Annotated in this window: 20 protein-coding genes and 1 pseudogene; 10 read left to right on the top strand and 11 right to left on the bottom strand. The window is 65.8% G+C overall.

The genetic code is table 11. The annotated features are described in order from the left end of the window. Positions 1 to 12: 12 nt before the first annotated feature. Positions 13 to 870, top strand: coding sequence for a sulfurtransferase (locus tag ATO6_RS10325; RefSeq protein ID WP_176440891.1), 858 nt, complete (start codon positions 13 to 15; stop codon positions 868 to 870). A gap of 118 nt (positions 871 to 988) precedes the next feature. On the opposite strand, the pseudogene ATO6_RS25585 reads toward ATO6_RS10325, so the two are convergent. The 8 genes and pseudogenes from ATO6_RS25585 to ATO6_RS10285 form a co-directional block, all read right to left on the bottom strand. After that, positions 989 to 1,237: pseudogene (locus ATO6_RS25585) on the bottom strand (addiction module antitoxin); the annotation flags it as partial. A gap of 309 nt (positions 1,238 to 1,546) precedes the next feature. Further along, on the bottom strand, positions 1,547 to 2,380 hold the full coding sequence (locus ATO6_RS10315; RefSeq protein ID WP_088623924.1) for a CoA ester lyase: 834 nt from the start codon (positions 2,378 to 2,380) through the stop codon (positions 1,547 to 1,549). A gap of 181 nt (positions 2,381 to 2,561) precedes the next feature. Further along, the gene (locus tag ATO6_RS10310) at positions 2,562 to 3,701 is read right to left on the bottom strand and encodes an ABC transporter ATP-binding protein (protein ID WP_254919117.1); all 1,140 of its coding nucleotides are present in this window, start codon (positions 3,699 to 3,701) and stop codon (positions 2,562 to 2,564) included. Between the two features lie 2 nt (positions 3,702 to 3,703). Next, a complete protein-coding gene (locus ATO6_RS10305; protein ID WP_176440890.1) occupies positions 3,704 to 4,786 on the bottom strand; it encodes a PotD/PotF family extracellular solute-binding protein in 1,083 nt (360 codons plus the stop codon). A gap of 44 nt (positions 4,787 to 4,830) precedes the next feature. Further along, the gene (locus ATO6_RS10300; RefSeq protein WP_088623922.1) at positions 4,831 to 5,673 is read right to left on the bottom strand and encodes an ABC transporter permease; all 843 of its coding nucleotides are present in this window, start codon (positions 5,671 to 5,673) and stop codon (positions 4,831 to 4,833) included. 7 nt (positions 5,674 to 5,680) lie between these two features. Next, entirely contained in the window at positions 5,681 to 6,505 is an 825-nt protein-coding gene (locus ATO6_RS10295) for an ABC transporter permease (protein WP_176440889.1), read from the bottom strand. Between the two features lie 52 nt (positions 6,506 to 6,557). Further along, positions 6,558 to 7,436: a sugar phosphate isomerase/epimerase gene (locus tag ATO6_RS10290; RefSeq protein WP_176440888.1), complete on the bottom strand. Its 879-nt coding sequence runs from the start codon at positions 7,434 to 7,436 to the stop codon at positions 6,558 to 6,560. A 139-nt stretch (positions 7,437 to 7,575) separates the two neighbouring features. Continuing rightward, positions 7,576 to 8,502 (bottom strand): LysR family transcriptional regulator, encoded by a 927-nt coding sequence (locus tag ATO6_RS10285; RefSeq protein ID WP_141101964.1) that lies wholly within the window; start codon positions 8,500 to 8,502, stop codon positions 7,576 to 7,578. 289 nt (positions 8,503 to 8,791) lie between these two features. Here ATO6_RS10285 and ATO6_RS10280 point away from each other — a divergent pair, with 289 nt between their 5' ends. The 8 genes from ATO6_RS10280 (at position 8,792) to ATO6_RS10250 (ending at position 16,992) form a co-directional block, all read left to right on the top strand. Then, positions 8,792 to 9,691: a polysaccharide deacetylase family protein gene (locus ATO6_RS10280; RefSeq protein WP_088623918.1), complete on the top strand. Its 900-nt coding sequence runs from the start codon at positions 8,792 to 8,794 to the stop codon at positions 9,689 to 9,691. Beyond that, entirely contained in the window at positions 9,688 to 9,864 is a 177-nt protein-coding gene (locus tag ATO6_RS25050; protein ID WP_176440887.1) for a hypothetical protein, read from the top strand. The genes ATO6_RS10280 and ATO6_RS25050 overlap by 4 nt, the downstream gene beginning before the upstream one ends. Further along, entirely contained in the window at positions 9,861 to 11,273 is a 1,413-nt protein-coding gene (locus ATO6_RS10275; protein ID WP_088623917.1) for an amidase, read from the top strand. Before ATO6_RS25050 ends, ATO6_RS10275 begins: the two co-directional genes overlap by 4 nt. A 108-nt stretch (positions 11,274 to 11,381) precedes the next feature. Continuing rightward, a complete protein-coding gene (locus tag ATO6_RS10270; RefSeq protein ID WP_088623916.1) occupies positions 11,382 to 12,218 on the top strand; it encodes a MaoC family dehydratase N-terminal domain-containing protein in 837 nt (278 codons plus the stop codon). 187 nt (positions 12,219 to 12,405) lie between these two features. Then, complete coding sequence (locus ATO6_RS10265; protein ID WP_176440886.1) at positions 12,406 to 13,206, top strand: MmgE/PrpD family protein; 801 nt, start codon at positions 12,406 to 12,408, stop codon at positions 13,204 to 13,206. Beyond that, on the top strand, positions 13,199 to 14,584 hold the full coding sequence (locus ATO6_RS10260) for an MmgE/PrpD family protein (protein WP_088623914.1): 1,386 nt from the start codon (positions 13,199 to 13,201) through the stop codon (positions 14,582 to 14,584). Before ATO6_RS10265 ends, ATO6_RS10260 begins: the two co-directional genes overlap by 8 nt. A gap of 64 nt (positions 14,585 to 14,648) precedes the next feature. Next, complete coding sequence (locus ATO6_RS10255) at positions 14,649 to 15,056, top strand: OsmC family protein (protein WP_176440885.1); 408 nt, start codon at positions 14,649 to 14,651, stop codon at positions 15,054 to 15,056. Beyond that, on the top strand, positions 15,049 to 16,992 hold the full coding sequence (locus ATO6_RS10250) for an FAD-dependent oxidoreductase (protein ID WP_088623912.1): 1,944 nt from the start codon (positions 15,049 to 15,051) through the stop codon (positions 16,990 to 16,992). The genes ATO6_RS10255 and ATO6_RS10250 overlap by 8 nt, the downstream gene beginning before the upstream one ends. Before the next feature lie 195 nt (positions 16,993 to 17,187). Here ATO6_RS10250 and ATO6_RS10245 read toward each other — a convergent pair whose 3' ends face one another. After that, positions 17,188 to 19,560 carry a 1-deoxy-D-xylulose-5-phosphate synthase N-terminal domain-containing protein gene (locus ATO6_RS10245; protein ID WP_088623911.1) on the bottom strand — a complete coding sequence of 791 codons (2,373 nt, stop codon included), beginning with the start codon at positions 19,558 to 19,560 and terminating at the stop codon, positions 17,188 to 17,190. 115 nt (positions 19,561 to 19,675) lie between these two features. Here ATO6_RS10245 and ATO6_RS10240 point away from each other — a divergent pair, with 115 nt between their 5' ends. Continuing rightward, positions 19,676 to 20,143 (top strand): Lrp/AsnC family transcriptional regulator, encoded by a 468-nt coding sequence (locus ATO6_RS10240; protein ID WP_088624195.1) that lies wholly within the window; start codon positions 19,676 to 19,678, stop codon positions 20,141 to 20,143. A 302-nt stretch (positions 20,144 to 20,445) separates the two neighbouring features. Here ATO6_RS10240 and ATO6_RS10235 read toward each other — a convergent pair whose 3' ends face one another. Together ATO6_RS10235 and gspD are read right to left on the bottom strand one after the other, a co-directional pair. Further along, positions 20,446 to 21,285 (bottom strand): DUF4198 domain-containing protein, encoded by an 840-nt coding sequence (locus ATO6_RS10235; RefSeq protein WP_176440884.1) that lies wholly within the window; start codon positions 21,283 to 21,285, stop codon positions 20,446 to 20,448. Positions 21,286 to 21,357: 72 nt separating this feature from the next. Then, a complete protein-coding gene (gene gspD / locus ATO6_RS10230) occupies positions 21,358 to 23,298 on the bottom strand; it encodes a type II secretion system secretin GspD (RefSeq protein ID WP_254919116.1) in 1,941 nt (646 codons plus the stop codon).

The following is a 23,298-nucleotide window of genomic DNA, read 5'->3' as shown; positions in this document are numbered from 1 at the left end:
GGAGGACTGGCGATGCTCTGCACACCCGAATGGCTGAACGACCACCTCGACGACCCGAAGGTCCGGATCTTCGACTGCACCACCGTGATGGAGCCCCAGCCCGTCGGCCGGTCGCGCATCATCAGCGGGCGTCCCGGCTGGGAGGTCGCGCACATCCCCGGCGCGCGCCACCTGTGCATGTGGGAGGATCTGTCGGCGCCCGAGGGCACGATCCCCTACGGCCTGCCCCCCGCCGCAGCGGTCGAGAAACTGATGCGCGCAAACGGTGTCGATGACGACGACACCATCGTGCTCTATGGCCGGGGCCACCCTGTGCCCGTCATGCGCTGCTGGTGGGTTCTTGCGGCCTCCGGTGCGCGTGACGTGCGTCTTCTGGACGGTGGGCAGGAAGCGTGGGAAGCGGCGGCCCTGCCCCTGACCGATGCAGATCCCGGCCCCCCCTGCCCCGGCACCTTCACCGCCCGTCCGCGGTCCGAACTGCGCGTCGGGGCCGAGGAGGTTGCGGCGGCCATGGAGGATGACGGCACGGTGCTGCTGAACGCGCTGTCGGCCGAACAGTTCACGGGCACCGGCGGCGCGCATTACGGGCGCCCTGGCCGCATTCCCGGCAGTGTCAGCGTGCCGGTCCGGGACCTGCTGCAACCGGGGTCCTCGAAGCTGCGTCCGCCTGAAGAGCTGCGCGCGATCTTCGAGGCGGCGGGCGTGCTGAGCGCCCCGCGTATCATCAATTACTGCGGCGGCGGGATCGCAGCCAGCGGCACCAACTTTGCCCTGCACCTGATTGGCCGGACCGATGCGTCGCTCTATGACGGGTCGCTGATCGACTGGGTGTCGGACGCGGATCGGCCGATGGTCTGCGGCACGGAATAGGCCCGGCGGAACGAAAGGCCCCGGCCTGTGCCTCGCCCGGACATCGCGTGTGAACCGGAGGTTCTCGTCGGGACGGACGGACCCCGCCGCCCTGCCCAGGGCCGCCATGTGGTCTGGCCCGATTGCGGGCGCTCACCTCCGCGGCGGTCACAGGCCTGTCGCTGACCTCGGGCGCAGCGAAGGCGCGGTCAGGCTCTGCCTTCAGGCGATCGCACGCCTCACGCTCCACGCGGTCCCTGTCGCGGCGGATCAGGTCCCGGATGTACGCGCTGACATTCTCTAAGGCGCCCTCTTCGCCGACATGGGTCGCGACGACCTCGTTCAGCGCGCCGCTGACGCGCACGGTCATGGCGGTGGCCCGAGGCATGGCACTCAAGCCCTGATCGTGAGTTCAAGGCAACCAGGGTCGAACACGCGGCAAGCGTCCCCCCATCCCGCGGCCTATCCGTCGCCGTCTTCCGGCACCGGACGACCCGCGACTGTCAGCAGCAGGACCAGCCCGGAACGGGCTTGGCGCGCAGGCTGAGAAGTTCGCATGGTCCTGGCAAAGACCTTTGAACCCACGACTGTTTCTGCGTCGCGTCTGGCGCTTGTCGGTATTTGCAAAGGGATTGATGGCGGAGCGGACGGACCAGATACCCGGCCTTCGCACCCACCCTCCAGACGACCACCGGCTTCAGTGACCGCGCGCCAGGATCGCCTCGGCCTGTCGCAGATGCGGTCGGTCCACCATTTGTCCTTCGACGACCGCGACGCCTCCCCCGGCGTCCCGAAGCGCCGCGACGACCTTCAGGGCCCAGTCGACACGGGCGGGTGACGGTGTGAAAGCCGCGTGGATCGGCGGCACCTGACGTGGGTGGATGGCCATCTTGGCGGTAAAGCCGATGCTTTCTGACGCGGTTGCTTCGGCCAGAAGCCCGTCGGTGTCTGCGGTATCGACATAGACGGTGTCGACGGCTGCCACGCCGGCTGCCTTCGCGGCGAAGAGCATGGCATCCCGCGCCATGGCAAACGGGGACAGGTATCTGCCGTCGGGCCCCCGCTTGGTGACAGCGCCCAGGTCAGCCGCCAGATCCTCTGCGCCCCAGGCAAGGCCCGTCAGCGTCGGATGAGACCAGTCCTGCGTCAACAGCGCCCGCACGGCGCGGACCGTCTCGGGGGCAATGGCGAGCACCGGAGCGCCGCCCGTGTGATCCGCGAACCTGTCCAGATCACCAGTACTTTCGCATTTGGGCACAACGAACCCGGCGGCATGGGACCCGATTGCTTTCAGATCCGCACCGGTCATGCCGGAGGTCAACGCGTTGACCCGGACATAGCAGGGCACGGTCGGGACCTCTTGGAGGAATTCCGCAACGGTGGCGCGGGCATCTGCCTTGGCCTCCGGTGCCACGGCATCCTCGAGATCCAGGATCAAAACGTCGGCGCCGGAGCCAAGCGCCTTGTCCATCATCCGGCGCGAATGGCCGGGGACGAAGAGCCAGGATCTGGGCGTCTTGGTCACGTTCATGCTGCACGGGTCTCCAAAGCCGATTGCACCACGCGAAGGCGGACTCCATCGTCGGAGCGCTCATGGCGCAGCGCGTTGCGAGACAGCGCGCGTGCTTCCTGCGCGCTGACCGGCCCGAGGTGTGTGTTGCCTCTCAGCCGCGAAGACCAGATGGCCCGCGCGTGCCGATCGCCAGAACGGATCAGCGATTGCTGTCCGGGATCGTGTTGACAGTCGGAAGAATACGCAGAGCGTCAGGTTCCCAGGCCAGCCGAACCTTGCTTCCCGGCTCGATGGCCATCCCGGTCGGCTTCACGTCGGCCGCGACCTCGCACCCGTCCATGTCGCACCTGACCCGCGTGAACGCGCCGTGGAACTTGCGCGAGATGACTGTCGCGAGACGTCCTTTTCCAGCGGCTTCGGGCAACACCGACACGGATTCGAACCTGAGCGCACCGGTCGCCTTGAACGGCATGGATACGCCTTCAGGCGGCATGCACGAGAGTTCGAGATCGCCCGACCGGAGGACGGGCCCAGCGGTCCCGTTTTCCACCACGCCGTCGAACAGGGTCGAGTTGCCGATGAAGTGCGCGACAAACCGGTTTCGGGGCTTGGCATAGAGCTCCTCGGGGGTCCCGATCTGCTGCAGACGCCCGTCATTGATGACGGCGATGCGGTCGGACATCGACATGGCCTCGGCCTGGTCGTGCGTGACGAAAACGAAGGTCGACCCGACGTGCTTCTGGATGCGCCGAAGTTCCTCCTGCATCTCCTCCCGCAACTTCGAATCCAGTGCCGACAGCGGTTCGTCGAGCAGGAGCACCTTGGGTTCGTTCACCAGCGCCCGCGCGATGGCGACCCGCTGCTGTTGTCCGCCCGACAGGGCCGAGACTTCGCGGTCCGCAAAGTCTTCGAGACGGATCACGGACAGCACGGACGCGATCTTGTCGCGCATCTCCTTCTTCGACAGGCCCGCGATCCGCAGTCCGAACGCGATGTTCTCGCGCACATTGAGGTGCGGGAACAGGGCCAGGCTCTGGAACACCATGTTCGTCGGCCGCGAATGCGGCGCGAGATGCACCACGCTGGACCCGTCGATGCGGATATCACCGGATGACGGCGCTTCGAAGCCGCCGATCATCCGCATCAACGTAGTCTTGCCGCAACCGGACGGGCCGAGGAGCGAAAAGAACTCGCCCTTTCGGATGGTGAGGTTCACACGTTCAAGCGCGACGGTGTCGCCGAACAGCTTGGCGACATCGCGGATCTCGAGGTAGGCCTCCGTTTGCACGGAAGCCCCCTTGGCGTCGTTCATGACTTCGGTCTGTGCTTGGTCAAACATTGTCATGCGACTTTGAAGCTGTTCCAGGCTTCGATCCATGCATCCATCTCGGCCGGCCAGGTGTAGGGATAGGTTTTGACACCACGGTCGAAGATATCATAGCCGACGCGGTCGATGGTTTCCTGCGAGAACCCGTTGATCACGGCCTCGTTCGTGACGCCGTAATCCATCAGCTTGGCCAGTTCGCTGGCATATTCCTGCGAGATGAAGAAGTTGGCGGCCGCGTGTGCGAGGTCGGTCTTCTGCGACCCCTTGGGGATGAAGAGCCCGTTCTGGAACGTCATCAGACCTTCCGACGGCCAGTTGTTGGTGACGTTCATGCCCTGCTTCTGCAGCGCAAGCCGCATCGGCATCCAGCCGACCATGGCCCAGACTTCCTGGCTCGACATCAGGTTGACGGCTTCGCCGAAGCTGCTCCAGAGCGTCCGGAAATTGGCCTTCTTCGAAATCAGGAAGGCCTGGATTTCCTTGATGTCCGACCGGGACATCGTGGCGGGCTCCTCGACGCCGAGGTGAAGCGCCGTCAGGGTGATCATCTGGTAGGCGTCGTCGCGCGGCGCGATCCGGCCGGCGTAGCGGTCGTCGAACATGACACCCCAGCTCTGGGTGACTTCGTCATCCTCGGGGATGAAGTCCTTGTTGTAGAGCACGCTGTCGTAGGCCCACATGCAGGGGATCATGTAGACTTCGCCATCCTTCATCACCGCCTGGGACTGCCAGTAGGGCGACAGCTGATCCCAGTTCGGGACCTTGGACAGGTCGAGCGGTTGCAGGGCATCGGCGGCCATCAGGGGCTCGGTCACGAAGTTCATCATGTTGTTGATCAGGTCGTACCGGCCCTGCGCCCCCGGCGCGAGGAGCTTTGCGACCGTGTCGGTCGGTGACACGTAGGGCAGGTTCTCGATCGCTGCCCCGGTCGCGGCTTCGGCCGGGCCGCGAAGGCTCTCCGGCAGCAGCACGCCGGGCATCAGTGCAGATATCGACTGGCTCTGCGCCAGGACCCCGGCGGGCGCGGCCATGGAGGTTGCCACGAGCCCTGCCGACCCGGCGAGGAACTGGCGACGATCTAGGTTGAAGGACTTCATGGCATTACCTTTCACTTTGAGTGGGGATACTTGGTTCAGCGTGGTCATTTCTTCTTGCTGTCCAGCAGGAAGGCGACGGCGGAGGCAGCGATCGAGATCAGCATGATGATGACTGCCATCGCCGGAAGATAAGGCGCACCCTGCTCGGTCACGGTGACCCAGAAGAGCACCGGCACGGTCCGGTCGAAGCCGGTCACGAAGAGCGTGCGAATGAATTCGTCGAAGGAGAGCGTGAAGGCGAAGAGCGAGGTGGCGAAGACCGCCGGCTTGACGATCGGCCACACCACGCGGGTGAAGACCATCGCGGGCCGCGCGCCGAGATCCACCGCGGCTTCCTCAATCGTCCGGTTGAAACCCTTGAGGCGCGGCGACAGCGTGAGGAAGGCGAACGGCAGGACATAGACGATGTGCGCCGGCAGGACGGTCGTCCAGAGCCCGTTCTTGACGCCGAGCAGGCCGAAGAAGACGAACAGCACCGCGCCGCCGACAACGCCAGGCAGAAGCAGGGGAAGCAATATGAGGCCGAGCGCGTAGGGCTTCAGCTTGGTGTCGTGCCGGAAGGCAAGGCCCAGCAACAGGGCGATCAGCGTCGCGATGGTGGCCGACAGCGACCCGATCAGCAGACTGCGCCCGAGAGACGCCAGCAGGGTGTTGTTCGTCGCGACCTCGCCGTACCAGCGGACCGTCGGCTCGCCCATCGGAAAGCTGATGGACCCGGTCTCGGAGAAGGACAGCAGCGCCACCACGCCGAGCGGCAGGTAGAGAACGAAGAGCAGGACGGCGACGTAGACGGTCAGCAGCCGCTTCAGGTTGGCGTAGGGGACCCGGATCCGGGGGCTCGCCTCGCTCATGGCCTGACGACCGGAATGTGTATCTGTGACGGACATGGCAGCCTCAATTGCTCAGCATGGCGCGACGAACCGGCGGGATCATGGCCATGAGGGAAAGCACCAGGATGATCACCAGCATGAGGCTGGTGGCGAGCGCGGCGCCGAAGGCCCAGTTGTTCGAGGTCAGGAACTGGTCGGCGACGATTGTGCCGAACATCACCCCGGACGGACCGCCCAGCAGACGGGGCGTCACGTAGGCCGAGATCGACAGCAGGAAGACCATGAGCGAACCGGACAGGACACCGGGCAGCGTGAGCGGCAGGATGACCCGGCGCAGGATGGAACTGGGCCGCGCCCCCAGGTCGGCCGCCGCCGAGATGACCAGCGGATCCAGCCGTTGCAGCGACAGGTAGATCGGCAATGTCATGAACAGGATGTAGACGTAGACCAGCCCGAGGTAGGTCGTTCCGGAGGTGTAGAGCAGCCAGTCGAGCGGCGCGTCTATCACCCCGATCCGGATCAGTGTCGAGTTGATGAGGCCGTTGACCCCGAGGATCGGCAGCCATGCGAACGTGCGGACGACGTAGCTGATCCAGAACGGGACGAAGATCGCGATAAGCCAGATCACCTTGGTCCGGTTCGGCCGGGTCGACAGGAACCATGCCAGCGGATAGCCGATGACGAGGCAGGCGAGCGTCGTCACGAGCGCCACCCTGAGCGTATGGACGAGCAGCTGCCAGTAGACCGGCTCCGCCAGTATCCGCGCGTAATTGCCGAACTGGAAGTCGGGGGTCGTCCCGAAAATCGAGGACCTCCAGAAGGACAGCACGACCGTCAGGATGACCGGGGCGAGCCCGATGCAGAGCAGGAAGACAAGGCCAGGCGCCATGAGCAGCAACGGATTGCCGAAAGGGCGGATTCCGGGAAACGGCTTTGGGGTTCTAGGCGCCGGCACGTGCAGCCTCCGTCGTGTCTGATTGTTCAAGAAGCGCCGAGATCTGGCGATGTGCTGCATCGAGCAGCGACTCCACCGATCGGCCCCGACGGTGAATGTCGAACATCTCGAACTCGATGGGGCCGGCGTATCCACCCGAGAGCAGCCCGCCGGTAATCGCCGCCAGGTCCAGACGGCCATCGTCGGGCAGACACCGTGACGGCTTTGCCTCGGGCGAAGGTTCGAACCAGTTGCAGACCTGGATGCAGCCGAGGCGATCGCCCGCGATCGACCGAAGGTCAAGCAGCGCACGGTCCCAGGCCGAGTGGAACGTGTCGATGACCAGATCCGTGACCTTGAGCGCGCGGCACAGGCTCAGGGCATCATCTATCGAGTTGATGCACCCCTTCCGCAGATGATCGGCCGGGTGTATCGGCTCCAGCCCCAGCCGGACGTCCGAGGCGGCCGCGCGCCGGTCGAGGGCCGTCAACCCGATCTCCACGCGCGCCCGCGCATCGCGCATGCTCTGCCGGGAGGGCGCGGCATCCAAACCGCCGTCGATCCCGCCGGTTATCACAACGAGCTGGCGGGCACCGAGCACCGCCGCATCGTCGATCAGCTGGAGGTTTACGCGGTCCTGCTGCTGCTGTCGCGCGGCGTCCGGCCAGGTGAAGTAGCCAGCGCTGTTGAGAGAGGTCACGACAAGACCCTCGCCATCCGAGATCTTCCTGAGCTCGCTCGCGCCGACCGCCTGCAGCATCGCCTGGGTCCAGCCGACCCCGCCGAACCCTGCACGCGCCGCCTGTTTGGCAAAGCTGGAAGGGTCTTGCTCGGCGGGTGCCAAGTATGCGTTTACGCTCAGTAGGTTCTCATGGGCGGATGTCATGTATCTTGCCTGGGACATAGCATTCCACGAACCTACCGCATGAAGTACGGCCCCATCTATGTTGCAAAGAAATTAGCAGCTATGCCGGGGCGTGCTGGCTCCGCCTCCCCGTAGGTGCCTGTCTGTCGCGGCCTTCGCTTCAGGTGATCGCGACGCCGGCTTTCTGAACGCGCCTGGCTTCCGCCAGTATGATCTTGCGCACACCTTCCACCGCGACGGTGAACGGACGGTTCGGGGACATCGCCAGGGTCATCACGTTCTTTGCACCGGGCTCGACCAGCCGCCAGGCGAAAACGTCACCGCGGGACAGTTCATACTCCATATAGCCCACGGGCAGGACGCCGTAGTATTTGCCCACCCTGAGAAGCTTTCGGATGGTGGCGATCGCGTCGACTTCGATATCCGCTTTGAAGGACAGCCCCGCCTCGGACATCATCCGGTCGGTCAGCCTGCGCAAACCGTGGTTCTCTCCGTGCTGCAGCAGGGGCAGCCTTGCAAGCCCCGAGACGGGAAAGGTTCCGCCCTGCTCCGCGACCAGCCCGTATTCTTCGGAGGGGCGGCCGACCAGGTGCAGGGGTTCGTCGATGATGACCTCGGCCTGCATCGAGGGCTGGGCGCCCGCCTGATGAACGACGCCGAGATCGACGCGCCCCGTCATCAGCCATTCGGCGACATGACCGGAAAAGCCTTCGCTGATGTGAAGCTGCACGCGCGGCAGTTCGGTCCGGACCCGTTCGACCACGGCGGCGCCGATCAGGCCGTCGACGGATGGCGGCATCGCCAGCGACACCCGGCCCATCACCTCCTTCTGCGTCCCGGCCAGCGACGCCTGGAGCTGTTGAAGGTCGCCCAGGACCCTGTGCGCCGTGTCCAGCAACTGCAGGCCTTCGGGGGTCGGTTCGACTCCGCGTCCGTTCCGGTAGAACAGCTTGACCCCGACCTCTTCCTCCAGCCGCGAAATCTGGCGGCTCAGCGCGGGCTGAACGATGGAAAGCTGCACGGCGGCCTTGGAAAAGCTTCCCGCCGCCGCGACCTCGCAGAAGTAGGTGAGTTGCTTGAGTTCCAAGTGACGACCCCTCTGGACGGCATAGCTGATAGTGCGAACGAAGTCTGTTTCAGCGCCGCTTTCGCCTGCTACACAACGGAGGTCGAGAAGTCGCGGAAGAGCAGAGGCGAGTATTTTCGCAATACTCCAGGGATCTATCAAGTCCAGAGGCTGCCCTTGCTCAGCGCCGACATTGTCGAACTTTTTTCGTTGCGGGCACTAGCGCGCACAACCTTTGAGCACGCCGCGCCATCGCGCGGGGTGCGCGATGGCTTCGCTTCGGGGGCCGATCTGAGTAACGGAGAACCACTTGTCTAACCCGAGAATTCCCTTCCGAGCTTCCACCGACGCCCCTGCCCTGCCACTGTTCGAAGGGAAGCGCATCCTGGTGCATCTGGTGGTGAACCTTGAGCACTGGCGGTTCGATCATCCGATGCCGCGCGGCATCAGCACGCCCCCGCAGGGCCAGAAGAGTGTCCCCGACGTGCCGAACTTCGCATGGGCGGAATACGGTCTGCGCGTGGGGATGCCCCGGATGTTCAAAGCGATAGAATCCCGCGGGCTGACGGCAGGCTGCAGCATCAACGCCGACGTCGTCGAGGTCTATGAAAGCATCGCGACACGGGTCCGCGACCTCGGCTGGGAATTCATCGGCCACGGGATGTACCAGAAGGCGGTCCAGACCGAAGACGACGAACGTGCCGTGATCGCCGCCGCATTGGATAAGCTGTCCAAATTCTCGGGCGAACAGGTTCTCGGCTGGCTCGGGCCGGGCCTGGGCGAAAGTTACGACACCCCGGATTACCTGTCCGAACTCGGCATCCGCTATATCCTCGACTGGGTCCTGGACGATCAGCCGTGCTGGATGGACACCCGCAACGGCCCGATGATCAACATGCCGTACAACCTCGAACTCAACGACAGCCCGCTCTACGTGATCGCGAACTTCGCAACGGGCGAATTCGCCAAGCGGCTGAAGAAGACGCTCGAATGTTTCGATGCCGAACCCGAGACCGGTCCGAAGGTGCTGTCCCTCGGGCTTCACCCGCACCTGATGGGCGTGCCGCATCGCTTCGGCGAATTCTGCGACATGCTGGACCTGCTCATGAGCCATGACGACGTGGCCTTCGTTCAGGGCAGGCAGCTGATCGACTGGTTTGAAAACGCTGTCCCGGCCCCGCAGGGCAGGACACTCGCGAGCGTCAAATGACAGACGAGGATGTCCTGCAGGTCGCGCGGCGTCTCGGTCTGGACCGCGCGGTGGAAACCGATCCGCAGAGCGTCATCGCGGCGGCCAGGCGCGCCGGCGATGCCGGTTCCAGGATCAGGCTCGAGGGCGGTCGCTTCGGCGAGCCGTGGCCCCCGATGACGGTGATGAAATGAGCGCGCGGACCTCGCCCTCCACCGAGCTCTGGACCTTGGGCATCGAGGCCCTGCTCGACGGCTATGCCGCCGGTGACTTCCTGCCCACCGAGGTTCTGGAAAGCTGCCTGCGCCGCATCGAGGAGACCGACGGCCGCCTCTCGGTGTTCGTCCACCTCGATGTCAGCGGCGCACGTGACATGGCCGCCGCCTCGGACCGCGCCTATCGCGCCGGCACGCCGCGCGGCCGGCTGGATGGCATCCCGGTCGGCATCAAGGACATCATCGACGTCGCGGGCATGCCGACACGATGCGGATCCCGGATCATGCCGGATCACCCCGTCACCAGCGACGCATCCGTCACACGGACGCTGCGGGAACAGGGCGCGATCATCCTCGGCAAGGTGGCCACGCACGAATTCGCGAATGGTCTGCCCTCGCTCGACCTGCCGGCGCCGCCTGCCCGCAACCCGTGGAACGTCGACCATCACCCCGGCGGATCGTCCTCGGGGTCAGGGGCCGGGGTCGCGGCGGGCATGTTTCCCCTCGGCATCGGAACGGATACCGGCGGTTCGGCACGTCATCCCGCCAGCGCTTGCGGGATCGTGGGGCTGAAACCGACCTACGGTGCCATTTCGCGCGAGGGGGTGTTCCCGCTCTCGCCCAGCCTCGACACGGTCGGGTTGCTGACCCGCTCGACCCGCGACGCGGCGATCGCGCTCGAGGCTCTGGCGCATCCGAGCGCCGCCGACCCGTCGAGCGTCACGATGCCTTGGACGACCCTGTCCGGTGGCACGTCCGACGCTGAGGGTCTGCGCATCGCCTATGTCCGCCATTTCCACGAACAGGACGTGATCGCGGACCCCGAGGTTGCAGCGGGACTGGATCGCGCGGCCGAACTCTTCTCGAACGCCGGCGCCCGCGTGGACGACTACCAACTGGCTGCGGCGGATGAATATTTCGCCGTGAACCGGGTGATCCTGCATTCGGACGCCTATGCGATTCACCAGGACTTCCTGAAGGATCAGCCGCAGGACTATGGCGCGGCGCAGCGCGAGAGCCTGCTTGTCGGCGCATTCGTCGGCGCGGCGGACCTCGTGCGCGCGCAGATGCGCCGCACGGAACTGGTGCAGCAGATGGCGCGGTGCTTTGCCGAGTACGACATCATCCTGTGCGCCTCCTCGATGGACCCGGCCGGACGCTTCGACGATCCGGCAGGCACCGCCCGGACTTATGCGCGGCAGGCCCGGACGCCGTTCAACGTGACAGGTGCGCCCGCGATCTCCCTGATGTCCGGTCTCGCGTCCAACGGGCTGCCCATCTCGATCCAGCTCGCCGCGCGTCCATGCGATGAGCCCGCCCTGATCCGTGCGGCGGCGGCGTACGAGACAATCGCAGGCGCGATGCCGAAGGCGTTCGATCCCGCCTGAAAGACCGCGTGTCCGACATCGTTCGGACCGCGAACACCCCTGTCAGCGGTCCCGTCGGGCAAGACGCGGCCGCGCCACCCGCCAATCCGGTACCGGAGCACGCACCACATGGACATTTCACATCTCAGGACATGGATCGGGCGGCAGGAACGGATGACCGGCGAAATGTCGGGGCATCTGGCCGCCCAGTTCAATGCAACGTTCGACGATGCCACCGCACCCGCCACGGGCGCCCCCGCGCCCCTGCTCGCGCATTACTGTATCGCCCAGCCCATCGTTCCGACGTCTGGCCTTGGCGAAGACGGTCATCCGGCGCGGGGTGGCTTCCTGCCCCCGGTCCCCCTGCCCCGCCGGATGTGGGCCGCGGCCAGTCTCGACTTTCACGCGCCGATACGCGTCGGCGATCTGGTCGAACGGACTTCGACCATCCAGAACGTCGAGGTCAAGGAAGGCCGCTCGGGCAGGCTGTGCTTCGTCACGGTCGGACATGACTGGGCCGTCGCGGGTGAGACCCGGATCACCGAGGTCCAGCACATCGTCTACCGCGACGCCACGGCCCCCGCCAACGCGGCCCGCCAGCGCGGAGAGGACGCCGCCCCGCAGGGCGCGCATGTGAGCACGGTCCGGCCGTCGGCGACGCAGCTGTTTCGGTATTCCGCCGTCACCTTCAATTCGCACCGCATCCACTACGACCTGCCCTACGTCCGGGAGGAGGAACACTACCCCGGCCTGATCGTGCAGGGTCCGATGCAGGCGACCATGCTGATACGACTGGCCGAGGAACTGCGCGGCTCCGCACCCCGCCGCTTCAGCTTCCGCAGCCTTTCGCCGGTCTTCGACACCGCCGATTTCACGCTGAACGCGACACCCGACGGGGATCGGGCCGAGCTCTGGACCGCCAGTGTCGGCGGGCCGGTCGGGATGAAGGCGACGGCGGAATGGTAACCGCGCCCGTCCTGCCGCCAGTCCGTGGCCTGTGTGTCGCGATGCCGGGCGCACGACTGCGGCAAGGGTCGCTGCCCTGTGCCAGATCACCCGGCCACGGGGTCGTCAAACCCCGAGGGACACGCCGCGCGAAAGCCGCGCCGAGGGTGTTGTCCGAAATACCAACTGGAGGAGCAGAATGAATTCGATGAAACAGGCTGATTTCGTCGCCGGATTGATTGAGCGGTTTTCGAAACCGCTGGACGAGGTGCGATCGCGCGAGGCGCGCACAAGTCTTTCCGCAGCAGCGCAAGCCATCGGCAACGGGACGACCGGCTACCATGACCCGTCGGACCTCTACCGGGTGCAGCACGTCGTGACGCGCGCCATGCAGGGCGTTCCCGCAGCAGTTCGTGACACTGACACCCGGCGTGCCGCGTTCGAGATCGGGCATGCGGCCACGCTGATCGCCGTCGGGCTCGCCCATGACAAAGCCATGGATCAGGTGATCGCCGCCCTCGACATCGCGACCCATGCCGCCGATCAGCTGGCAGAGGTTGTCCCGGCAACCTCCGTGGAGGAACCCGGTCACGTCCTTCCCATGTCGATGGCGATCGGCGTCGCCTTCCTGCTCGGCACCGACGCGACGAGGCTGAGCAACGCCTTCGGCATTGCGTCGAGCATGACACTGGCCACCCGGCGCCCGGATCGGACGGGCGCAGCCATGCCCCTCATGGTCGCATTGTGCTGCGCCAACGGCACCCTCGCCGCTTGCCTTGCCCACGAGGGTTTCACCGCCTCGCCCAAGGGCCTCGAAGGTGCGCGCGGCTGGCGGGCGTCACTGGGCGGCGGCGAGTCCGCTGCGATCACGGCAGGCCTCGCCCTGCGGCCCGGAACCGTGTTGTCCCCTGCCGCCCGCTCCGGGGCCGCGACCACCGCAACCGGGAGGCTCCGCGATCTGCATCCCGAACTGGCCGCCTCATTCGAACGGGAGCACGCGCATGTCTGAGACGACTTTTTCCACCGTGGTGAAATGGGCCACCTCCCTTGCATGGGATGACCTGCCGGAAACGACGCGCATGGCCGCGCTGCACACAATCGGCAATTCCCTCGGCCTCGGCGTGGCCGGGACCAATACGGAAACCGTGTCGATCATCCTGAAGACGCTCGAAACGCATGGCACCTTCGCCGACGAGGAACGCACCCTGCCGGTGCTGGGCCGGGCGGCCCGGCTGGACCCGGTTTCCGCCTGCCTCGTCCACGGGACCGCGATGCATGTCGAGGATTTCGACGACACCCATCTTAGCACCGTTCTGCATCCGGGCGCACCCATCGTGCCGGTCGCCCTGTCGGTCGCCGTCCTGAACGGCAGGTCCGGCAGGGATTTCGCCACCGCCGTCGCCGCAGGGGTCGAGATCGCTTCGCGCGTCGGCCTGTCCCTTGGGTCCTCGCATTTCGATCGCGGATGGCACCTGACCTCGACCGCCGGTCGGATCGGCGGCGCGCTGGCGGGCGGGCTTCTGGCGGGACTGTCGCAGGATGACCTCGCACGAGTCGTCGCCATGGCGCTCAAGACTCTCGCCGGGCATACCGAACAGCTCGGCTCGATGGCCAAGCCCCTGCATCCCGGAAAGGCGGCGGCGGATATGCTGCGTCTCGTGCAGATGGCCGGGGATGGGATGCTGTCCGATGTCGATCCGCGCGCGGCGGACGATGGGGTCGGAGCGGAATTCGCCGGGACGCTGTCCTGGGCAACGGTGGCCGATGGCCTCGGGTCCGGGTGGGAGCTGGACGCAAATGCCTTCAAGCCATACGCCTGCGGGATCGTCAGTCACCCGATCATCGACGTCGGACGCCAGCTGAGGCACGATGGGCTGACCGTCGACGACCTCGCGTCGGTCACGATCCGCGTGAACCATACGGTCCCGGCCGTCATGGGGGTCAAGGAGCCGAAGGACGGGACGCAATCCAAGTTCTCCGCCTATCACTGCTTCGCGGCCGGCCTGCTGGAAGGTGACGGCGGGCTGGCGGAATTCTCGACCGAGCTGGCCAACCGCCCCGACAGCATCGCGGCCCGGCGCAAGGTCACGCTGGTGGTGGACGACGCCATGCTCAAGCAATCCTGCCGCGCGGCGATCGTGCTGAGCGACGGGACCGAGCGCGAGATCGTCATCGAGAACGCCACGGGCAGCATCGCGAACCCGATGACCACCGCCGATCTGGAGCGCAAGTTCCTGGCCCTGACCCGCCCGTATCTTGCGGAGCCGGAAGCGGCCTGGCGCCGGATCCTGACATTGCCGGAGACCGACGGGCTGCAACCGGTCGTTTCCCTCGTCTCGGGATCGCACGCGCTGCTCTCCAGCCGGGAACCGGCACCGACCTACTGAAGAACCTCGCATGATGCGCACCGCGCACCGCCACTCACCCACCGAAGACAGAAGGGACCTGGAAATGGAATATCCGTCGACCGCACGCGCCACCGGGGGCCGGAAAGGCCGCGTCTGGACCGAAACCGGCAGCATCGACAGCAAGGTCATTCCCCCCGGCGTGACCACGCCCGGCGTGACACCCGAAGAACTTTTGGCCGGGGCCTGGGCCGCCTGCTATGGTGGGGCCTATGCCTATGAGGCCAACCTTGCCGGGGTGCCGACCGATCCCGAATTCCACGTGGAGGTCGTCCTGTCCGTGAATGACGGGGTCTACGAGATCACGAAGGCGACGCTCACCGTCATGGCGACGTCCGGTGATCCGGCGACGCTGAAGGACGTGGCCGACAAGGCGCATATCCGCTGCCCCGTCTCGAAGGTCTTCGCAAACGGGATGGCGACCGTTTCCGTCGGGGTGGGCAGCCATGGCTGACTTTGAGAGATGCTTCCAGCAGGTCCGGCTGGGGCCACTGGACCTGAAGAACCGGATCTTCGTGTCTGCGCACACGACGAACTTCGGACACGATTTCATGCCGACACAGCGGCATGTCGACTTCCACCGGGCACGCGCCAAGGGCGGCGTCGGCCTGATCATCACGGAAGGCATCCGGGTTCATCCGACCAGCATCGGCCGGCCCAACTGCATCGTGGGCTACAAGGAAGAGTCCGAGGACGCCTTCCGCGCCATCGCCGAGGCCGTGCACGAACACGGCACAAGGATCATGGGGCAGCTTGTGCATACCGGCCGCCACAACGACAACCTCGTCACCGGCAGCGTGGCCTGGGCCCCCTCTGCCACACGCTGGAACGCGCTCGGCCGGGTCCCGCACGCGATGGAGAAACGCGATATCGCGGAGCTGACCGACTACTACGTCCGCTGCGCGCTGCTGCTGGAACGGGCCGGGTTCGACGGGATCGAGGTGCATTTCGGCCATGGCCACCTCGTCCACCAGTTCCTGTCGCTCAACAGCAACGAACGGACGGATGAATACGGCGGATCGCTCGAGAACCGCACACGCCTCGGGATCGAGCTCGTGACCGCCGTGGAGGAGGCCGTCGGCCCCGGCTTCGCCGTCGGGATCCGGATCAGCGCCGACGACTTCGTGCCCGGCGGCATGGGGCTGGACGCAACGCTGGACATGGTCGAGATCACGCGCCGGGCGGTCCCGCGTCTGGATTTCATCAACGTGTCCCATGCCGAATACACCTCGCCCAGCATCGGCTACCATGTCGCCGACATGAACTACGGCGATGCGCCGTTCGTGCACCTTCCGACCGCCGTCGCGGAACGGTTCCCCGATGTGCCGGTCATGGGCCTCGGCCGGATGACCAGCATCGACATCGCCGAGCGTGTGCTGGCGGAGACGAAGATCTCGATGATCGGCATGACACGCGCGCATATCGCGGACCCGCAGATCATGCGGAAAGCGCAGGAAGGCCGTGTCGACGAAATTCGCCCCTGCGTGAGCTGCAATTACTGCATCGGCGAGCTGAACCGGGGACTGGCCCTCAGCTGCATGATGAACCCCACCTCGGGACGGGAAAAGTCATGGCCGGATGACGACTACGGCACCGCTGCGGTCCGGCGGAAGGTCCTTGTCATCGGGGCCGGTCCGGCTGGGCTGGAAGCCGCGCGCGTCGCGGCCACACGGGGACATGACGTGCATGTCTGGGAACAGGACAGCGATATCGGCGGGGCCCTCCGGGTGGGCGCACGCGGCACCGGCCGGTCCGATCTGCGCAAGCTGGTCGATTACGAGCGTCGTCAGCTGGATCGCATCGGCGTCCAGATCAGGACCGGCGTGACGGCCGACCGCGCAATGGTCGAGAGCCTGGCGCCGGACCATATCGTGATCGCGACCGGCGCCGCGCCGACCACTGAAATTTCGCTGGATGCCCCGGTGCTGGATGCCGCGCACCTGATCGGGCGGCCCGCCGATGCGGGGCAGCGCGTGGTCCTGCTGGACTTCGAAGGCGCATGGCGCGCCGCGTCGGCCGCCGAGACGCTCGCGACCGCCGGTCACGACGTCAGCGTGCTGTCGCCAGGTGCGGGCCTGTTCTGGGAAATCAATTCCTACAGCCAGATGCTGATCGTCGACCGGCTCAAGAAGGCGGGCGTCAAGTTCTACACACTGGCGCGGATCCTTGAATGGAACGGCACGGATGTGCGGTTCACCGACGGCTCGGACGAAGACCGCTGGATCCGGTCCGTCGATACGGTTTGCGTGTCCAGCCCTGGCCTGCCGCGCGACAACCCGCTCGCCGCGATCACCGAGGGATATGCGACCTCGGTCATCGGTGACGCGCTGGCCCCGCGGGACCTGCTTCAGGTCATGTACCAGGGCCACGAAATCGGCCGCAGGATCTGACGGTCGTTTCCCTCGGAACGCCTCGGATGTACGGGGGTGGCGCTTGCCGCCCCCGTTCCTTTGTCAACGCCGCGCATTGGTCCGGGGCTGTTGGCCGCTCCGATGTCACGAGGCGCCGCTCGGTTGAGGTGACATGCAGACAGGGGCGCCAATAGAACCGGCGCCCCTGATCACACTGGCCAAATGGCGCGGGTCCTAGGACTGGTACACGGGAATGGACCGGCCGACCGTCAGACCCTGCACCTTTTCCACGATGCTGCGTGCGTCGATCCCGTAGTGGCGATACAGGTCTCCGATCGTCCCGGTCTGCCCGAAATGCTCCACCCCGAGCGGCACGGTCCGATGGCCCTGCACCGATCCCAGCCACGCCAGCGTGGCGGGATGTCCGTCGATCACTGTGACAAGGCTGGCCGACCGGGGCACCTCGGCAAAGAGCCGTTCCACATGCGCCTGAGCCTGCCCCTGCCCGCGCGCACGGGCGCGTTGTGCCGCCGTCCAGCCCGCGTTCAGACGGTCGGCGGAGGTGACCGCAAGGACGCCGACATCGCGCCGGCCCTGACCGATCATGCCGGCGGCCCGGATCGCCTCGGGGGCGACCGCGCCCTGGTAGGCGATCACGACCTCGCAGTTCGGTCCCGGCTTGCGCAGCCAGTATGCCCCGTCGATGGCGCCCTGGCGGAACGCGTCGTCGTGCCGCTTGCCCGGCTGTTCGATCGGGTTCGTGCTGAGCCGCAGGTAGACGGACCCGCCGGTTTCATCACGCAGCCACGTGCGTTCATCCGGATCCCCTGCCCCGTCGCGCTGCAGGTAGTCGAAGGCCCACTCCATGATGACGGCAAGCTCGTCGACGAAGGCGGGCTCGAATGCCGCGAGGCCGTCCTGGCTCATCCCGATGAGCGGGGTGCCGACGGACTGGTGCGCACCGCCCTCGGGCGCAAGGGTCACCCCCGAAGGCGTCCCGGCGATCAGGAAACGCGCATCCTGGTAGCAGGCGTAGTTCAGCGCATCGAGGCCCCGGTTCACGAAGGGATCGTAGACGGTGCCGACCGGTATCAGCCGTTTTCCGAACAGCGAATGCGACAGGCCCGCCGCACCGAGCAGCAGGAACAGGTTCATCTCGGCGATGCCCAGTTCGATATGCTGCCCCTCGGGCGAGAAGTCCCATTTCGCGGTCGACGGGATCTTTCGGTCGCGGAAGGTGTCCTTCTGTTCGCGGCGCGCGAACAGGCCGCGCCGGTTGACCCATGGTCCCAGCCCGGTCGTCCCCGTCACGTCAGGCGAGGTCGTCACAATCCTCTGCGCCAGCTCGGACCCGCCCTTCGCAAGGTCGTCGAGGATTTTCCCGAACGCCATCTGGGTGGCGATGTCCCGATCCACGGGCATCGCGATCTCGGGGACCGCCAGGCGCGCATCCTCATGCCTGCGCGGGCCGGCCGCGAAGAACGGCACGTCGCGCAGGAACGCCGAGAGGGCGTCGGGATCCTCGACCGTCGCCATGGGTTCCCATTCGGCACCTTCCGGCACGCCCATGTGCTTCTGCCACTCGGCCATCTGGCCCTTGGTCATCAGCCCGCCATGGTTGTCCTTGTGCCCGGCAATCGGCGTGCCCCAGCCCTTGATCGTGTAGGCGAGGAAACAGGTGGGGCGGTCGTGGTCGATACCGGCAAAGGTGTCGGCCATCGTCTGAACGCAGTTCCCGCCGAGGTTTTCCATCAGCTCGGCCAGTTCCGCGTCACTGCGGCGTTCGATCAGGGCCGTCACGTCGCCCTGGTCGCCCAGGTCCTCCATCAGGTGTTCACGCCAGATGGCTCCGCCCTGGAACGTCAGCGCGGAATAGAGATCGTTCGGGCAGGCGTCGATCCAGTCCCGCAGGCGATCCCCGCCCGGCTCCTCGAAGGCGGCCCGCTGCAGTGCCCCGTACTTGATCCGGACGACATCCCATCCGAAGGCGCCGAAGATCTTCTCGATCCGTTCCCACAGGCCCTCGCGCACGACGCCATCCAGCGACTGCCGGTTGTAGTCGATGATCCACCACGCGTTGCGCAGGTCATGCTTCCAGCCTTCCTGCAGACATTCGTAGACGTTCCCCTCGTCCAGTTCGGCATCGCCCATGAGCGCGATCATCCGCCCCGAACGGACCTCTTTTCCCCAGTCCTTGGCGGTCACGTAGTCCTGGATGATCGAGGCAAAGGAGGTTATGGCGACGCCGAGCCCGACCGAACCGGTCGAGAAATCCACGTCGTCGATATCCTTGGTCCGGCTGGGATAGGATTGCACACCGCCGAAACCGCGGAAGTTCTCCATCTTCTCGCGCGTCTGGTTGCCCATCAGGTACTGCATCGCGTGAAAGATGGGCGAGGCATGCGGTTTCACCGCCACCCGGTCCTCGGGGCGCAGCGCCGAGAAATAGAGCGCCGTCATCATCGAAACCATCGACGCGGAGGAGGCCTGGTGTCCGCCCACCTTGATTCCGTCGACCTTGGGCCGGACGTGGTTGGCGTTGTGAATCATCCAGTGCGACAGCCAGAGCAGCCGCTGTTCAATGGTTCGCAGATGGGACTTGGACATCGTGTTCTCCTGTATCCGGAGCAGGTTACCAGACACGCGGGGTTCGAAGTTTGCGTTTTCGCCACCCTGATGACCGTGTATTGGTGATTCCAACTACAGAATGGCGGAAATCACGATGAGTCTGGCTAATCTCGATCCGATCGACTGGCGAATCCTCGACCTTCTGTCGAAAGACGGTCGCATGTCCCTGCAAGAGATAAGCCAGACTGTCGGACTGTCACCCACACCGGTGTCACGCCGCATCCGGCAGCTGGAGACAAGGGGCATCATCAGCTCCTACGCCGCGATCATCGACGAAGCGGCCCTGGGCTACGACTTCTCGGTTTTCGTCTCGGTTCAGCTCAGTCGCCAGGTCGATCAGGCGCTCGTGGAGTTCGAAAAGGCGATAGACAACTTTCCCGAAGTCTCCGATTGCTGGTTGATGACCGGCAACCGGGACTATCTGCTTAGAGTGGTCACGCCCGACCTCGCCTCGTTCGAAGCCTTCCTGACCGGCAAACTGACCAAGGTGACAGGCGTGTCCAACATCGAAAGTTCCGTATCCCTGCGGCGGGTCAAGACCTCCCAGAGGGGCCGGCCATAGGCGGCGATGCAATCTGTCGGCGGTCTTTGGTCAAATAACCTTGCAAGCTATTCATCAGGTCCGCGCAGTCGTTGGTTTCACAGATCGACCGGCTGAGACGATGGGCCCCACGTCGCACCTTCTCAAAACACTGAGGATCGTAACTCTGCGGACTGGCAAGCGCCCTCGGGCAGCACGTAAAGAACCCATGACCGCGGTGTGCTTTGGGAAGTCGGTCAAACATTCCGGCATCTGCCGGTGCATCGACACAAGTCGCGGGGGCTTCATCGGTCGCCCAAATTCGACAGCCGCTTTCGTATCCGTCAGCCGTCCACCCCGAAGGTGAGGGCCGCCCACGAGGACGCCCAGATCGCGGTGTGCTCGAGCAGTTCCTGGCGGGTCGTGCGACGCAGGTAGACATTGTCGACCAGGTAGTCCGACCCGGCCTCCAGCGGAAAGGCGATGCGCCCCTCGCCATCGGTTTGATACGGCGCGACGGTCACCTCGTCCGCATCGTCGCGCCGGAAGACGGTGATGCGGACATCGGGCACCGGCGCGCCGTCCCGGAGCAGGCGAACCCGCATCGGCTCGCCCGGCGCCAGGGTATAGGGATTCGTCAGCGCCACCAGTTCGTGGTCCAGACCGCGATCCGCGTCCTCGCCCGCGCCGTCGCCGACCGCGATCAGGGCCTTCGTGTGCCGGGTGTAGATCTCGCGCAATCCGTTCTGCGGCAGCCTTTCGTCCAGATGCGTGCGAAGCGCGTCGTCCAGCGCCTTTTCCTCGGTGAATTTCCGGAACAACTCGAACCGGTCATAGGTCAGACTCGTGACCTTGCTTTCGAAGATCATCACGTTCAGCCCGGACTGCGCGTCCTCGATCCGGACGGCCGGCATGTCGCCGATCCGCCCCTCATAGGGCGTGGTGCCCGAGGGCGCGACCAGATCGGCCCGAGCGACGCGCCGCGCGTCCCATGGGAAAGTCGGGCCCTTCATCTCGACCCCGTTGCGCATATCGAGACGGATGGTCCCGCCCGGTTCGACCGTCCAGTCCTCGGCCTCCAGCCAGAACTCGTGGGCCGAGGCGGGCGCGGCCCAGATCAGCACCGCGCCGACAATCGCGGCAAGGGCCGCCTTTGCGCCGGATGTCGCAGGTTTCAGGTTCACTGTCGTTCCTCTCTTGCCCTGTTGGCCGTCCCCCCAGTCACGTCCGGCAGCGGGCAAGAGTTTCGGCGCAGGCTAGTAAAGCCCGTTGATCTCGAGCGGCAGCTTCTGGACCTTGCGCTCCTTCAACAGGTTCCGCGGCGGTTCGGCCGCATCGGCGGCGCGCAGCTTGCGGAACTGGCGGTCGGCCACCGCCTGGGCCTTGTGCGCGCTGTCGATCACGGTCGGGCGCATGAACACGAAGAGCGTCCGGCGGGTATTCGAGTTGTTATTCGCGCGGAACAGCCCCCCGATCAGCGGCACGTCGCCCAGAACCGGCACCTTGGATTTCGTGTTCTGCTGGTCGTCGGTAATCAGCCCGCCCAGAACTACGGTGCCGCCGTCGCGGGCCTGCACGGTCGTCTCGATCACCCTGCGATTGGTGATCAGATCGGCAGCCCCCTGGACCGTGGTGTTCACCAGCGACGACACCTCCTGCGAGATGTCCAGCCGGACGATCCCGTTCGATGTCACGCGCGGCAACACCTGCATGGTGATGCCGACGTCGCGGCGTTCGATGGTGGTGAAGGGCTGGACCGTGTTCCCGTCTGTCCCGAAACTGCCCGTTCGGAAGGGCACGTTCTGGCCGACGACGATGGTGGCGGCCTTGTTGTCCATCGTGGTGATAGACGGCGTGGACAGCAGGTTGGCATTCGTCGATTGCGACAGAGCCTGGACGAGGATGCCGAAATTGTCGGCCGTGCCCGCCACAGTCAGCCCCGAGGTCAGGGCCGAGCCCTGCGGCACCCCGAGCGCGGCGAGGACCGCCCCCAGGCCTGCGCCGCCTTCGGAAAAGGACGTCGCCGCGATGCCCCTGGACGGCTGTTCCGGCCCTATCCCCAGCTGGACGCCCAGGCGTTCGGCGACGTCGCCCGAAACCTCGACGATAGCGGCCTCGATCATCACCTGGGCGCGGGGCTGATCCAGCGCGCGGATGATCTGTACCACTTCGTCGATCTGTCGGGCGTTGCCGCGCACGATGACCGAGTTTGTCGCGGTGGAGGCCTGCACGGACACCTCGGGCGCGGGGCCCACGGGCGCGGGCGGCGCGGCGCTGTCCTCGCCCTCGGCGACGGAGGCCGCGACGGGGTTGGTGATGTCGGTGCCGCCCTGAAGCGTGGCCGTCACGATCTCGGCCACCACCTCGGCGTCGGCATAAAGCAGCTTGTAGATATGCGTCCGGCTGGCGTCCTGAGGATTGGTGCGCGGCGCCACGTCCATGCTGCGGGCGAGGCTGCGGATCTGGTCGATGTCGGACTCGGTGCCGCGCACCAGAAGGATGTTCGACGCCGGATCGACCGACAACCGCGCCCCGGTGCCCGAGGTCCCCAGCACCTGGTTCAGCGCCTCAAGCACGGCGGCGGCGTCGGCATAGGTGAAGCGGATGACCTCGGTCCGCAGGATTGTCCCGCTGTCGAAGGTGCGCGCGATCTCGACGATGCGGTTCACGTTGGCCTGGGTGTCGGTGATGATGATCGCGTTCGGGTCGTTCAGCGCCTCGATATACCCTTCCTGCGCAACCAGCGGGCGCAGGACGCGAACCGCCTCGGCCGACGGCAGGCGGTCCAGCGGCAGCAGCTTTGTCACCACATCCTGCGACCCGGCCAGAGCGCTGTCGAGCGTCATGCCCTTGGACCGCGCGTCGGCCTCGGTCACGATTTCCCAGACGACTCCGCTTTCCACGGCCACGAAGCCGCGCACCCGAAGGATCGACTGGAACAACGCCCAGACCCCCGCCTCGGTCAGCGGTTCTGACGAGATGACCGAGACATTGCCGGACAGGCCGGGGTCGATCACCAGCGTCCGGCCCGTGATCTCGGATACCTGTTCGGCCAGCACCGAGATGTCGGCGCTCCGCAGGTTGATCGTGTATTCGCCGGTTTCCGTCAGGGGTTGCCCCAGGACAGTCTGCGGCCCCGAAAGGACCGCCAGCGCCATGCAGATCAGGCGCAGCCATCTCTGGATAATGTACGGCAT

This window comes from Oceanicola sp. 22II-s10i, assembly GCF_002210105.1.
Classification (GTDB): domain Bacteria; phylum Pseudomonadota; class Alphaproteobacteria; order Rhodobacterales; family Rhodobacteraceae; genus Pseudooceanicola.
This window is presented reverse-complemented; position numbering and strand designations above follow the sequence as displayed.